General features: G+C 48.2%; 9 protein-coding genes. 1 reads left to right on the top strand and 8 read right to left on the bottom strand.

The genetic code is table 11. The annotated features are described in order from the left end of the window. Positions 1-17: 17 nt before the first annotated feature. Together CI960_RS00825 and CI960_RS00820 are read right to left on the bottom strand one after the other, a co-directional pair. Positions 18-1433, bottom strand: a complete 1416-nt coding sequence (locus CI960_RS00825) for an arylsulfatase (RefSeq protein WP_005859378.1) — start codon at positions 1431-1433, stop codon at positions 18-20. A 24-nt stretch (positions 1434-1457) separates the two neighbouring features. Continuing rightward, positions 1458-4625 carry a TIM-barrel domain-containing protein gene (locus CI960_RS00820; RefSeq protein ID WP_036629087.1) on the bottom strand — a complete coding sequence of 1056 codons (3168 nt, stop codon included), beginning with the start codon at positions 4623-4625 and terminating at the stop codon, positions 1458-1460. 173 nt (positions 4626-4798) lie between these two features. On the opposite strand from CI960_RS00820, the gene CI960_RS00815 reads away from it, so the two are divergent. Continuing rightward, positions 4799-6646, top strand: a complete 1848-nt coding sequence (locus CI960_RS00815) for a glycoside hydrolase family 13 protein (protein WP_005859382.1) — start codon at positions 4799-4801, stop codon at positions 6644-6646. Between the two features lie 100 nt (positions 6647-6746). On the opposite strand, the gene CI960_RS00810 is transcribed toward CI960_RS00815, so the two are convergent. The 6 genes from CI960_RS00810 to infB form a co-directional block, all read right to left on the bottom strand. After that, a complete protein-coding gene (locus tag CI960_RS00810) occupies positions 6747-7583 on the bottom strand; it encodes a GNAT family N-acetyltransferase (protein ID WP_005859384.1) in 837 nt (278 codons plus the stop codon). 112 nt (positions 7584-7695) lie between these two features. Continuing rightward, a complete protein-coding gene (sufD, locus tag CI960_RS00805) occupies positions 7696-9048 on the bottom strand; it encodes a Fe-S cluster assembly protein SufD (protein WP_005859386.1) in 1353 nt (450 codons plus the stop codon). Then, positions 9041-9796: a Fe-S cluster assembly ATPase SufC gene (gene sufC / locus CI960_RS00800; RefSeq protein ID WP_005859388.1), complete on the bottom strand. Its 756-nt coding sequence runs from the start codon at positions 9794-9796 to the stop codon at positions 9041-9043. The genes sufD and sufC overlap by 8 nt, the downstream gene beginning before the upstream one ends. Before the next feature lie 42 nt (positions 9797-9838). Then, positions 9839-11284, bottom strand: a complete 1446-nt coding sequence (sufB, locus tag CI960_RS00795; protein WP_005859390.1) for a Fe-S cluster assembly protein SufB — start codon at positions 11282-11284, stop codon at positions 9839-9841. A 30-nt stretch (positions 11285-11314) separates the two neighbouring features. Then, positions 11315-11806 carry a CvpA family protein gene (locus CI960_RS00790; protein ID WP_005859392.1) on the bottom strand — a complete coding sequence of 164 codons (492 nt, stop codon included), beginning with the start codon at positions 11804-11806 and terminating at the stop codon, positions 11315-11317. Between the two features lie 2 nt (positions 11807-11808). After that, on the bottom strand, positions 11809-14730 hold the full coding sequence (infB, locus tag CI960_RS00785) for a translation initiation factor IF-2 (RefSeq protein ID WP_005859394.1): 2922 nt from the start codon (positions 14728-14730) through the stop codon (positions 11809-11811). Between the last annotated feature and the right edge of the window lie 13 nt (positions 14731-14743).

Below are 14743 nucleotides of genomic sequence, written 5' to 3'. Positions count from 1 at the left end.
ATTCTCTTCTCGCACGTTTACTTTTCTCTTCCAAAGTCAAAGTACGGAGACTCTGTGCGGGCGTTGTCCATCAAGACTGCCAGTTCTTTTACCTTATCGGGATATTTCTCCGCCAGATTCGTATCCTCGTGTATATCATTACTTAAATCATACAGTTCCAATATAGTCTCACCCACGATCGGTTGCCGGATTAGTTTCCATTTACCGGAGCGTAATGCTTCCCGGCCATTCAACTCGTGAAATTCCCAATATAAATAATCATGGGCCTGTTGATCTTTCTTTGATAACAAGGTTGGTAAGAAAGAGATTCCATCCGTCTTCTCGGGCAAAACCGTACCTGTAAGTTCTGCCAATGTCGGCATGACATCCCAGAATGCGCTTATATGATCCGATTGGGCTCCGGCCTTGATCGTACCCGGGCACCATGCCACCATAGGTATACGGATGCCTCCTTCATATACATCCCGTTTGATCCCCCTAAAAGGTCCGTAACTCTTGAAAAAATCGGGATCAGCTCCACCCTCATGATGCGGGCCGTTATCGCTGGTAAAAATCACGATCGTATTCTTATCCAAACCCAACTCTTTCAATTCAGCCATTACATCCCCCACGTATTTATCCAACCGGGAGACCATGGCGGCAAAGGAGGCCAAGGGCTTCTCCGAGGTGTTATAACCGCCATACACTTTATCAAACTTACCAATATAAGGAGTCTCCTCGAATGAGTTCTCGTACATCTTATAAACAGAATCATGCGGAAGATTCAATTCCGCATGAGGCAGCGTATAGGTAAGCATCGCGAAGAACGGTTGCTCCTTATGATCCCGAATGAATTTCAAAGCTTGCTCATGAATCAAATCTTGTGAATATGTCTTGCAAGCATTGTTCTCGTTTTCAGGAAAAAGAACCTTCTCCTCATTATGCCATAAATGATCCGGATAGAAGGAATGCGACTGGCGTTGGCAATTATACCCATAAAACTCATCGAAGCCCATCTTATTGGGAATGGAGACAGAGCCCGGATTTCCCAACCCCCATTTACCAAAGATACCGGTCGTATAACCGGCCGATTTCATTAATTTACCCAACGTATAGGTATCTTCCCGCATCGGCTGTTGGCCTTCGGGCGTGATCTCCCGGTTTCCCCGGACTTGCGTATGTCCCGTATGCAATCCGGTCATCAAGGAGCAACGGGAAGGGGCACTCACCGTACATCCGGCATAATGCTGCGTAAACAACATTCCCTCCTTCGCCATCCGGTCTATATTGGGAGTCTTGATAATCTGTTGGCCATAACAGCCAACATCTCCATAGCCTAAATCATCGGCCAAGATATACACAACATTCATAGGACGCTCCAGAGTTTTTTCGCAACCGGACATTCCGACAAGCAGCAATGTCCCGGATATACATAAAGTCAATTGTGTTTTCATATACCTTTAAAATAAATAGAAGTGTTAGAAACCAATTACAATCTTCTGATCCTGATTCGTAGACAAGCGGTTCGTCCGTACCTTAACCCTTCCCATACGATCCGAGGCATCGAAGTACCAGCCTTCTTGTCCGGCATTGAACGCTTCGGGGGAGATGGCAGATAGGGGCTTTCCGGCTAGGGTTACGTTTGACGGGCTGGACTCCGAGCGGACATCCAATAGGTAAGTACGCTCTTGGTAACGTCCTTTATAATCTCCTTTCGCTTTCGCTATATCCACGGTGATCGTTCCTTTCTCACCTTTTGGGGAGGAAACTGAGATCAAGGTACGGGCAAACTCGCCTTTCTTATAATCACGGGTGAGACCGTCATCCTCATATAAGTTGAAAGAGGTGTTTCCGTAGGGATATAAGTCCAAGGTCAAGACATCCGCAGGTTTCTCGCCTACATAATTCATATCCGGATACATCGGGATAATGGCGCCTTGACGGATAAATACCGGGCAAATATCCAGTTTAGCCTCATATTTATCCAACCACTTGCCACCCTCGTATTTCTTTCCGGTCCAATAGTCGTACCATTCTCCGGCAGGGAAGTAGATACTGTCGCGTACGTTCTTCCGGGTATATACGGGGGCAACCATCATCCACTCACCACTCATGAACTGGTATTGGGTAGTCGTATCACAGGTAACCACGTCGTCCGGGAATTCCAGTACCATCGCACGAGCCATCGGTACACCGGTCGTATGCGCCTCATGGCAATAGGTATAGGCGTACGGGTTCAGACGCATCTTCAGCTTTAAGAATTTACGGTTGATATCCGTGTACGGATGCCCATATACCCAAGGCTGACGGTCGGCATCCGCCCAGCCGCTCATGGTCATAAAGATCGGGGTGAAAACCTTCCATTGCAAGTCGCGGGTATAGGTTTTCGGGGAACCGCCGAAGATACCGTCCACATCGCTAGTAGCGGCGTTCATGGCGGAAAGGCCGGCACCCGTGATCGTCGGGATATGGTAACGGATATAATCCCAGTTGCTCACTTGGTCACCGCTCCATACCGTAGAATACCGCTGGGTTCCGGCCCAACCGCAAACAGCCCATACGAAGCCCCGTTCGTTCGTATTGCTCTCGATACCCTCGAATGCGGATTTACAGCCGTTCAAGGCAAACTCATAGCCTTCTCCAACCCAAGCCACATCCAATTTACACAGGCGGGTACCACATTTACCAACCTCGTAGGCAATCTTATCCACACCATTCTCTGTCCACAAGCCCGTATGGAAGCCTCGTTTGCCTAATTCCGTCACAACAGAATCCAATTTCACATAGCCGCAACCATAGCCATCGTTCGGCAAGATCCAGCCACGGGGCATATCATATTCCACATATTTATCGGCAACTTGGCTGATTACGTCCGGGGTGGATTGAGGCCATCCGGTGCGCTGTTCCCCTTTGTTATAGCAGTCGGCGTCTCCCATCGTAAGCATCCACATCGCCGGCATAAAAGGTTTTCCGGTGATATCCGTATAGTCGTTCAATAGGTCTTTCAAGGAAGGGCCGTAGAAGTAGAACGCGTCAAAGCGATTCTCGTTATGCGTCAACTGACTGGTGAAGCCCATCAGCTTAAAGCCATCATCATAGTTCTTGTCCAACATCTCCGTGCCGTTGAAGGCATAATGTCCCGGGGCAAACGTATTGCGGAATACGCCATATCCTTTCGTGGACATATAGAAGGGAGCCGGGTTAGAGGATTGATCCTCATCCCAACCGGTCACCTCGATATCCGCTTCCTTCCCAGCGTATGAGAAATTACCTTGTTGCATACCGCAACCGTAGAAATCCTCATCACCGCTACGGCGCATCGTTTGGGTCGTTTTTAGTCCGAAGGCAAGTGGTTCGGCCTCCTCGTAGATCACGGCACGGTTATTCTTGTCATACATGGCGAAACGAATAGGGTTCTTATAGACACGTACGACACATTGGGGAGTCGTGAACTTATAATAGCTGCCGTTGTCGGCCATGGAGACTCTCGGGTTCTTTACCCCATAATCCACAACGATCGAGTTTGCCGCCGGATTGGTATATTCCCCATCCGGTGCCAACCAGATACGGAAGATATCATCCCGGTAAAACATCAACTTAACCTTAGCGTACCCGGAGACGAACTCATATTCCGTGTTGCTGATCTTATTGAACTTCGTCAACTTACCCAAGTTCATACGGGCGGCGAACAGGTTCGCTTTTAATACGTTGTTTGACGAACGCTCATCCTTCGGGTATTGGATAGCGAACTCTATTTTATAGGAGCCCATCTGGGTGAGGTCGGTAGCGGGGAAAGCTACCTCATATTCCTCTTGTTTAGCGATCGGATGCCCGGAGGCGGTTACCGTGGCGGTTAGTTTCTGACCGTTGTTCAAGGAGGCGGTTACCGTGAAATCCTCGTCTACGGGCTGGGAACCAACGTTCTTCAGCTTCACTTTCAACACGTCTTCCTTCGTGAACGTATTCCCGGTTTCTTGGTGTGAGGTCACTTTCTCCAAGGCCAAGTCATGCGCGAAAGGCTCTGTCAGCTCAATATCATCGACCATCCAATACCAAGAGAAGATATCCCGCCAGAAGAAACGCAAGTAGACGGTTTTCTGATTCGCGGCTACCTCGCTGATGTTGATCTCCTCGTTCACCGGGGCATGAAGCTGGGTAGCGGCGGAGATCTTATCCATCACGTTATACTCTTTCCAATTCACCCCGTCGTTGCTGACGCCTACCCAAAGGCCGGCACGTTTTCCGGTGAACCAATTATTCCAACGAAACAGGTGCTGGAATTTCAATACCACATCGTTCTTTCCCGCGCAATCGATAGCGCTGGTCTGGAAATAGCCGTTCGGGTATTCCTCCCGTTGATTCCACTTCGTGATCTCCTCCCCGGTGACTACGCCCGGCCGGAATTGCATATGATAGCCACGGCTCGTAGATGCGATGGGAGGTGCTTGTTGCTCGAACTGGAAAGAGCCGGGATAAGGCTGATCGGTTACAATCCATTCACACTTTGCCGATTTCGTTGAATCGACAATCATCCAGCCGTCGGGTAATTTCCCGGCGGAGAAATCTTCTTTCCAAAAACTTTGTTGTGCGGACAGGGAGGAAACGCAACCTGTCAGAAACATGGATACAATTAGACTTTTTATCATTTGAATTAGTTGATTAGATTTAGGCAGTAAAGATAGTCTTAATTTACGAGGGTTCGCAAACGTTCGCGTGATTTTTATTCCCTTTTCGCCGGGCGAAAGCGTGTTATTATCAATGGAATCCTTCTATCTTCGCGTATGTACAACCTTGTCATATAAATCAATAAACATATATCATGAACAGACATTTATTCTTGAGCCTTTTACTGGCCCTTTTCGCTTCCAGTACGCTTTCTGCCGATAACCTTAAAATCGAGCCGGCCTTCTGGTGGAGCGGTATGAAGAACCCGGAACTCCAGCTGATGGTGTATGGTAAGGATATCGCCGGATATCTCCCTAGCGTGAAATATCCCGGCGTACAGTTGAAAAGCTCGGTAGCGTTGGAAAGCCCGAATTACCTATTGATCTATCTGGACGTGGAAAACGCCAAGCCCGGCAGGTTTGATATCACGTTCACGAAGGACAAAAAGAGTTTCAATTACTCGTATGAGTTGAAGGCCCGTAAACCGAACGCCGATCGGATCAAGGGGTTTGACTCTTCCGACGTGCTTTATCTCATCATGCCGGATCGTTTCGCGAACGGAGATCCCTCGAACGATCAAATCCCGATGCGTACCGCTTATAAGGTAGACCGTAACAGCCCAAACGCCCGTCACGGAGGCGACTTGGCCGGTATCGAACAGCATTTGGATTATATCGAGGATCTGGGCGTTACCGCTATCTGGCTGAACCCGGTATTGGAGAATGACATGGAGGGAGGCTCTTATCACGGATATGCCACGACGGATTATTATCGGGTAGACCCACGCTTCGGCACGAACGAGGACTACGTCCGCTTGATCGAGAAGACGCACGAGCGGGGCATGCGTGTCGTAATGGATATGATCTTCAACCATTGTGGAAGCGATCATCCTTGGATGAAAGATATCCCTAGCCACGACTGGTTTAATAATCTCGATAACTACGTGCAGACCAACCACGATAAAGAGGCTTATTTCGATCCTTACGTGTCGGATTATGATAAGGAGACGATGCTGAACGGCTGGTTTGTCCCGAGCATGCCGGACTTGAACCAAAAGAACCCACATGTAGCCAAATACCTTATCCAGAACTCTATCTGGTGGATCGAGTATTGCGGCGTGGATGGTATCCGTCAAGATACGTATCCGTATGCCGACGTGGACATGATGCGGAATTGGTGCACGGAGATCATGAACGAGTATCCGGAGTATAACATCGTAGGCGAAGCGTGGATGAACTACACGATCGGTTCCGCTTATTGGCAGAAAGGCAGCCGGTTGAACTTCGGGCAGGATACCGAGCTGAAATCGGTAATGGATTTCCGCTTGATGGGTATCGCGAGCAAGGCGTTCCATGAGGAGACTGGGTATTCCGGAGGCTTACACACGATCTTCGAGCATATGTGTTATGATTATGTATATCCCGATATCTATAACGTATTGCGTTTCTTGGAGAACCATGATACGGATCGTTTTCTTCCCTCCATGCCCGAGTCTGTCAATGATTTGTACGCGTTCAAGCAAGGGGTGACATTCTTGTTGACGATCCCCGGTATTCCCCAGCTCTATTACGGGCAGGAGTTGCTGATGAATGGCACCAAGGAGAAGGGAGACGGATATATCCGCTTGGATGTTCCCGGTGGCTGGCCCGGCGACAAGGTGAATCAATTCGAGGCATCCGGTCGCAGCGAGGTACAAAATGACGCGTGGAATTTCCTCCGCACTTTATTGAAATGGCGCAAGGGCAACGCTGTCATCGCTAAGGGCAAGATGAAGCATTTCATGGTGAACCAAGGTGTCTATGTTTACGAGCGCAGTCTGGATGGCCGGAGCGTATTGATCTTGATGAATGGCAGCGACAAGGAGGTGAACCTCCCGTTGGCCCGCTATGCGGAAGTATTGCGAGGTAAAACCTCCGGAAAAGAGATATTAACCGGAAAGGAGATTCCATTGGGAGACGAATTATCCTTGGCACCGAAAGGGATCTTCGTACTGGAAATGTGATGCCATTAGCCCCGATGATTTTTCATTCGAGGACCTATTCATAGATTACTAATAATTAAATCGGGAGGCCTTAAACCTCCCGATTTTCTTTTCATATATACTATTTTAATCGCTTTTCAAGAATCAATTGATGCCTGCATTGAATGCAGTTCTCCCAGATAGGCTCGGCATAGTTCCGTACGAAATAATCGCGATCTACGGCAACCAAGTCGAAGCCTTCCTGTTGATAAAGCATCATCGGGCCGGCGGCTGAGGTTCCGGTGCAAATACGCAAAAGCTCGACATCTTGAGCCGGAGCCCATTTATTAGATACATGCCGTAATAGTTTCCGGGCGATTCCTCGCCGACGGAAGATATCCGCCACGGCAAGATTCATGATCTCCGCCTTGCGACCCTCCTCCTTGCGAACCACGATCACGCCGGCAACCGAGTTTCGTACCGTAGCGATAAAGCAATCCGAATCCTTTAGGTAAACCTCTACTTTCTCCCGATCCGGATCGGCTTCCAGCAGTAACTCATAAGGAGGGAATAAAGCTGCTTGTATCTCCGGCTCCCCGTTAGCGACGATCTCTACGATATTTCCGTCAGGATCTCGGATCACGCCCTCATAGTAACCATCCCCGGAAACGCGGGTCTCACCGGCGATCGTGTATCCATCCATCCGGAAACGTTCGATCATTTGATCCACTTGCTCCTTCTTATCCGCGTGAAAGGCCAGATGAGCCAAGCCGATATGATCCTTGTCGTAAGCCTCAGTAATATCCTGCCGTTGCATGATCTCCAAGGCAGGGCCACTCTCGAAAGAGACGAAATAAGAGGCGAATCCTTTTTTCGAATTCACATATTTCTCATTACTCTTACCATTAAAATACTTTACATAGAAATCCCGTAAACGTTCCAGATGATTCGTCCATAGGGCGATGTGTGTTAACTGCATAAGTTGGAGGTTTTAATTTGTCACTGCCAAAGATATAAAAAAATCAGACATGGTTCCCTACATTATCGTCGGGATAATCCATGCCTGATTATAGTTTTCCTCTTATTCGCGCTTATTTACAAATCCGGCAACCGGCGCATTTAGCCAGCTCACCGCGGAAACGTTTCTCTACCAGTTTATGCAAACGGTCTTTCAACGCCTCCAAGCGTACATGGTCGATCACGTCGGAAGTGAAAGCCACGCTCAATAACATACGGGCCTCGTCACGTGGGATACCGCGGCTTTGCATATAGAACAAAGCGTTCTCATCTAACTGACCGGTCGTCATACCGTGCGAGCATTTTACGTCGTCCGCATAAATCTCCAGTTGCGGCTTGCTGTACATACGGGCCTCACGAGTAGCGCACAGATTACGGTTCGTCTGGTAAGCGGCGGTCTTCTGGGCATCCTCTTTCACCAAGATACGTCCGCTGAAGACACCTACGGCATGATCATTCAGTACATTCTTGAACAACTCGTTGCTGGTACAATTCGGAACCGCATGGGTAATATGGCTATAGGTATCCATCTGTTGCTCCTTGTCCAGAACGGACATACCGCATAAGGTAGACTCGGCATACTCGCCATTCAGTTCCACGTAATAATTGTTGCGAGTCAAGCCATTCGTCAACGTAATACCGTTTACCAAGACATTGGTCGAGGCCGCCTGCCTTACGTGTACGGAGGAGAAACGGGTCGTGGACACACTGCTTTCCTCCAAATCATAATAATCGAAGCGAGCGCCTTCCTCTGCGAAAATCTCAACCACTTGAGTCGCCAAGAATTTCACGTCGTCGATACTATGGTCGCAAACCAACAACTTCGCCTCCGAATGAGGTTCCATAATCACCAGGACACGACGGTTCGCCATCGTATCCACATCATTACGGAATATATTCACTAATTGGATAGGACGCTCAACCACGACATTTTTCGGTACATACACCACAAAACCATCTTGAGCCAACATCGTATTCAATGCGATAATACCATCCTTGCTACTCGGCGCCGCCTTTCCGTAATACTTGGAAGCGATCTCCGGATATTGCTCCGTAAAAGCCTTCAACCCTCCAGCATACACGCCTTCCGGCAAATGTGCTTTCGGTAAGTCCTTATCGTAAAACGTATCGTTCACGACAAAGTATAACGATGTGCTCAAGTTCGGTACGTCACAACGGAATACGTCATAAGGATTCACCGGGATAGCGACCCGGTTGATATTTAAACCGTAATCCGGAGCGAACGCTTGGGCTACATCCGTATATTTATAATCCTCGCTTCTCGTGGAGGGGAATCCGAGTCGCTCAAAGTTCGCCAAGGCATCAGCCCTAAGGGCATTCATCACCGGCGTACTATGACGACATACCAGATCCTCACATTGGGCGAAAAGATCGATATATTGTTGCTCGGCCTTCATATTACTCATCTCCCATCTCTTTCTTGATCCAGTCGTAACCTTTCTCTTCCAGTTCCAAGGCCAATTCCGGACCGGCGGTCTTCACGATACGGCCTTTGTAAAGCACATGAACCACATCCGGCTTGATGTAATCCAGCAGACGCTGATAGTGCGTGATTACGATAGCGGCATTCTCCGGAGTCCTCAACTGGTTCACGCCATGCGCTACGATACGCAAGGCATCGATATCCAAACCACTATCCGTCTCATCCAAGATCGCCAATTTCGGCTCCAGCATCGCCATCTGGAAGATCTCGTTCCGTTTTTTCTCTCCACCGGAGAAACCTTCGTTCACGCTACGGCTGGCCAGTTTATTATCCAGCTCGACGATCGCACGTTTCTCACGCATCAATTTCAAGAAGTCCGTAGCCGAAACCGGTTCCAGACCGTTATATTTACGGTGCTCGTTCAACGCCGCACGCATAAAGTTCACCATACTAACTCCCGGGATCTCGACCGGATATTGGAAGCTCAAGAAAATACCCTCACGGCTACGATCCTCGGGAGAAAGATCCAGCAGATTCTTACCGTTGAAGATAACCTCTCCTTCCGTTACCTCAAAAGCGGGATTACCTACCAATACACTACTTAACGTACTTTTTCCGGAACCGTTCGGTCCCATGATAGCATGTACCTCACCCGCTTTCACCGACAGGTTGATACCTTTCAATATCTCTTTGCCATTTACGTTGGCATGTAAATTCTTAACCTCTAACATCTTTTCTAATTGAAAATTGAAAGTTGAAAATTGAAAATTATTCTATCCTACGCTGCCTTCCAGCGAGATCGTTAGTAATTTCTGAGCCTCGACGGCGAACTCCATCGGTAACTTATTCATTACCTCACGAGCATATCCGTTCACGATCAAACCGACAGCCTCTTCTACCGAGATACCCCGTTGTTGGCAGTAGAACAATTGCTCCTCGCTGATCTTACTCGTCGTAGCCTCATGCTCCACGATCGCCGTCTCATTCTGAATATCAGCGTAAGGGAACGTATGAGCTCCACAAGTAGAGCTTAATAGCAAACTATCGCATTGGCTATGATTACGGGCTCCTTCCGCACGGGCGGACACCTTCACCAACCCCCGATAGCTATTCTGGCTATGACCGGCAGAGATGCCCTTGGATACGATCGTACTTTTCGTATTCTTACCCAGATGGATCATCTTCGTACCCGTATCGGCCTGTTGGTAATTATTGGTTACGGCAACCGAGTAAAACTCACCTACCGAGTTATCACCCGCCAAGATACAGCTCGGATATTTCCAAGTGATCGCCGAACCGGTCTCTACTTGCGTCCAAGAGATCTTGCTACCCTCACCTTTGCACAAACCTCGTTTCGTCACGAAGTTATAGATACCGCCTTTACCTTCCTTATCACCCGGATACCAGTTCTGTACGGTAGAATACTTCACCTCGGCACGCTCGTTCGCCACGATCTCCACGATAGCGGCATGCAATTGGTTCTCGTCACGCATCGGTGCCGTACATCCTTCCAGATAACTTACATACGCCTCATCGTCTGCGACAATCAAGGTACGCTCGAACTGTCCGGTATTAGCGGCATTGATACGGAAATACGTACTCAACTCCATCGGGCAACGTACGCCCTTCGGTATATAAACAAACGAACCATCCGAGAACACGGCCGAATTCAAGGCGGCAAAGAAATTATCACGATAACCAACCACGCTGCCCAAATACTTCTGCACCAAGTCCGGATGATGTTGTACAGCCTCGCTGAACGAACAGAAAATAATCCCCTTCTCCGCGAGATTCTCCTTGAAAGTAGTCTTCACGGAAACACTATCCATCACGGCGTCTACCGCCATTCCGCTTAAATGCTTCTGTTCTTCCAAAGGAATACCCAGTTTATCGAATGTTTTCAACAACTCAGGATCTACCTCATCCAAGCTCTTTGGTCCCTCTTTTTTCTTAGGGGCGGCATAATAGATAATGTCCTGATAATCGATCGGCGGGATATTCAAGTGAGGCCATGTAGGCATCTCCAACGTCTGCCAATGGCGAAAAGCCTTCAAACGGAACTCGAGTAACCATTCCGGCTCGTTCTTCTTGGCAGAGATAATACGGACCGTCTCCTCGTCTAATCCACGATGGATCACCTCCGTATCAATATCGGTAACGAAGCCATATTTATAATCTCCGCTCGTTACCTCATTAATGATATGATTTGAATCCTGCATAATTATAAATTAACCATTGATAAAAGCCCTTCATTCTCCTAATGAAAACAAATTATGTGGGAAAATTGTTGGTACTATTTGCTTCACGCTATAATAAAAACGAGATTCTATCTTCGATTGGCGATGAATCAAGACCGATCCGCGATCCACGAACTCCAGCGCATTCAACAGCAAACTGGTAAAGACCAAAACGACCAGCAACCCGAAAAAACCCCCAAACAAATGGTTGATAACGCTCAACGGTGTCGCCCCTACCACCTTGGTAACCAGTTCACCCGCTAGGATAAATACCCCCATAATCAAGATAAAACCCGCTATATAACTCAAGATCGTAACCCCTTCTTCCGGAAACCAACCCAACGCCAAGATATATCCTTTCAGCCAAGCCGCCGCTTTCCCGCAGAAAAAGATCGCGATCACTAGGGCTATAAGCGAAACAACCTGTTTGATGATTCCATCAAACAGGCCTTTCACAAATCCTATCCCTGCCAGACATAGCAATGTAATGTCCAACCAGTTCATCGTTATAACGTCTTCTTTATTTCTGTCTCTTCGTAAGCCTCGATCATATCGCCCACTTGGATATCGTTGAAGTTCGTAATATTCAAACCGCAATCCAAGCCAGCCACGACCTCTTTCGCATCGTCCTTGAAACGTTTCAAAGAACCTAGCTCACCGGCATAGATAACGATACCGTCACGTATCAAACGGATCTTGTTCGTACGTTTGATCTTGCCTTCCTTAACCATACATCCGGCAACCGTACCGACCTTGGTGATCTTGAATACCTGCTGAACTTCCACATAAGCGGTAATCTCCTCCTTGATCTCCGGAGAAAGCATGCCTTCCATAGCGCTCTTCACCTCCTCGATCGCATCGTAGATGATAGAATACAAACGGATCTCCACACCTTCCTTCTCGGCGTTTCTACGTGCTTGCAAAGACGGACGAACTTGGAATCCGATAATGATAGCGTTCGAAGCCGCTGCCAAAACCACATCCGACTCGGAAATCTGGCCAACCGCCTTGTGAATTACGTTTACCTGAATCTCCTCGGTAGACAAACGGATCAAGGAGTCGGACAAAGCCTCTACGGAACCATCCACATCACCCTTCACGATCACGTTCAACTCTTGGAAGTTACCCACGGCGATACGACGTCCGATATCATCCAAAGTAAGCATCTTCTGCGTACGAAGACCTAACTCACGCTGCAATTGCTCACGACGGTTAGCTATCTCACGCGCCTCTTGCTCAGTCTCCAATACATTAAATGTATCACCGGCCTGAGGAGCACCATTCAAACCGAGGATCAATACCGGCTCGGAAGGACCGGCCTTCTCCACCCGTTGATTACGCTCGTTGAACATCGCCTTGATACGTCCTTGATGAGTTCCCGCCAAAACGATATCTCCCATCTTCAACGTACCGTTCTCCACCAATATGGTAGATACATAGCCACGTCCCTTGTCCAAAGAAGACTCGATGATAGAACCAACCGCACGTTTTTTCGGATTCGCTTTCAAATCCAACAGGTCGGCCTCCAACAAGACCTTCTCCAACAACTCCTCGACACCGATACCTTTCTTAGCGGAGATCTCCTGACTCTGGTACTTACCCCCCCAGTCTTCCACCAAGTAATTCATATTCGCCAACTCCTCCTTGATCTTCTCAGGATTAGCATGTGGCTTATCGATTTTATTAATAGCGAAAACAATAGGAACACCGGCAGCCGAAGCGTGATTAATCGCCTCGATCGTCTGAGGCATCACGTTATCATCAGCGGCCACGATAATAATCGCGATATCCGTCACCTTTGCGCCACGGGCACGCATAGCGGTAAACGCCTCATGACCCGGAGTATCCAAGAACGTGATACGGCGGCCATTCTGCAACTTCACGTTGTAGGCTCCGATATGCTGCGTGATACCACCGGCCTCACCGGCGATTACGTTCGCGCTACGGATATTATCCAATAAAGAAGTCTTACCATGGTCAACGTGTCCCATCACCGTTACGATAGGCGGACGGGCTACCCAATCCTCCTCGTTATCATCTTCCTCATCAGCGTTGATCGCCTCGACAACATCCGCGCTTACATATTCAGTCTTATAACCGAACTCCTCAGCCACAATATTGATCGTCTCCGCATCCAGGCGCTGATTGATCGAAACCATAAGGCCGATGCTCATGCAAGTACCAATAACCTCCGTTACAGATACGTCCATCATGTTCGCCAAGTCGTTGGCCGTAACGAACTCGGTCAGCTTCAATACCTTGCTTTCCAGTTCTTCCTGTTCCATCAACTCGTGCTCACGTTTCACAGCGGCGTCACGTTTATCACGACGGTATTTAGCCCCCTTATTATTCTTATTATTCTTGTTGGTCAAGCGAGCCAAAGTCTCCTTGATCTGCTTTTGAACATCCTCTTCACTAACTTCCGCTTTCACCGGCTTCTTCAAGCGAGGCTTACGGTCGTTATTCGGACGATCGTCACGATTCGGGCGCGGATAATTCGTACCCGGCGTATTATTCACGTCTACCCGATCTTTCTTGATACGTTTACGCTTCTTCTTAGCGTCACCTTCCTCACCCGGTTTAGCAGGAGCGTTCGGTTTAATCAAAGTCGGCGAATTCGGACTCTTATGAGGAGCGCCCGGACCGTTGCTATTATTACCCGGCCGATTGTTATTAAACTTTTGCTTCTCATCACGCTCTTTCCGCTTCTCCTCCTTCGTTTTCTTTTTCGGACGAGTCGATTGGTTAAGCGCATCCAAGTCAATCTTACCGGTTACCTTGATCTTTGACTCCAATTTAACCGAGTTCAAACGGAAAAGATTATCATCCTTTTCCTCGGTCTTCTCTACTTCCTGTTCCGGTTTCACACTTTCCACCTTAGGTTCCGCAACAACCGGTTGCTTCTCTACGGTTTTTTCTTTTTCCACTTCCACTACTATAACTTTTTCTTCTTTTTTCTCCGTGGGAGCCTGCGCAGGCTGCGCGGGTTTAACAGGAGCTTGAGCAGCGGGAGCGGCAGGCGCTTCCTTCACTTTCGGCTCTTCCTTTACCTTAGGCTCTTCTTTCACCTTAGGCTCCTCTTTAGCCTTCGGCTCTTCCTGCTGTTTTTTATGTTGTCCACCATCCAAATCAATATGACCCTTCATTACGATCTTAGGTCTGAATTCTTCCGGTATCACTGTCTTTATTTCCGCGGTCTTCTCTTCTTTCACAGAAGGAACCTCTTTCCGCATACGATCCGCCGCAAAATTACGATCTTTCTCTGGCAGATCCTTTCCAAACTCTTTTACGAGCAAAGCATACTGTTCATCACTGATCCTCGTGTTGGGATTATCCTCAACCGAGAACCCATTCCGGTGCAGGAACTCAACCACCGTGTTGATTCCCACGTTCAATTTTCTCTGTACTTGAATTAATTTTATAGGCATATCTAACTTTGTC

Source organism: Parabacteroides sp. CT06, from assembly GCF_002257605.1.
In the GTDB taxonomy this organism is placed as follows: Bacteria; Bacteroidota; Bacteroidia; order Bacteroidales; family Tannerellaceae; genus Parabacteroides; species Parabacteroides distasonis.
This window is presented reverse-complemented; position numbering and strand designations above follow the sequence as displayed.

Coding starts and splice junctions, on each gene's coding strand:
- CI960_RS00790 (WP_005859392.1), bottom strand. CDS start 11,806: ATGAACTGGTTGGACATTACATTGCTATGTCTGGCAGGGATAGGATTT.
- CI960_RS00820 (WP_036629087.1), bottom strand. CDS start 4,625: ATGATAAAAAGTCTAATTGTATCCATGTTTCTGACAGGTTGCGTTTCC.
- CI960_RS00810 (WP_005859384.1), bottom strand. CDS start 7,583: ATGCAGTTAACACACATCGCCCTATGGACGAATCATCTGGAACGTTTA.
- sufB (WP_005859390.1), bottom strand. CDS start 11,284: ATGCAGGATTCAAATCATATCATTAATGAGGTAACGAGCGGAGATTAT.
- sufC (WP_005859388.1), bottom strand. CDS start 9,796: ATGTTAGAGGTTAAGAATTTACATGCCAACGTAAATGGCAAAGAGATA.
- sufD (WP_005859386.1), bottom strand. CDS start 9,048: ATGAGTAATATGAAGGCCGAGCAACAATATATCGATCTTTTCGCCCAA.
- CI960_RS00815 (WP_005859382.1), top strand. CDS start 4,799: ATGAACAGACATTTATTCTTGAGCCTTTTACTGGCCCTTTTCGCTTCC.
- infB (WP_005859394.1), bottom strand. CDS start 14,730: ATGCCTATAAAATTAATTCAAGTACAGAGAAAATTGAACGTGGGAATC.
- CI960_RS00825 (WP_005859378.1), bottom strand. CDS start 1,433: ATGAAAACACAATTGACTTTATGTATATCCGGGACATTGCTGCTTGTC.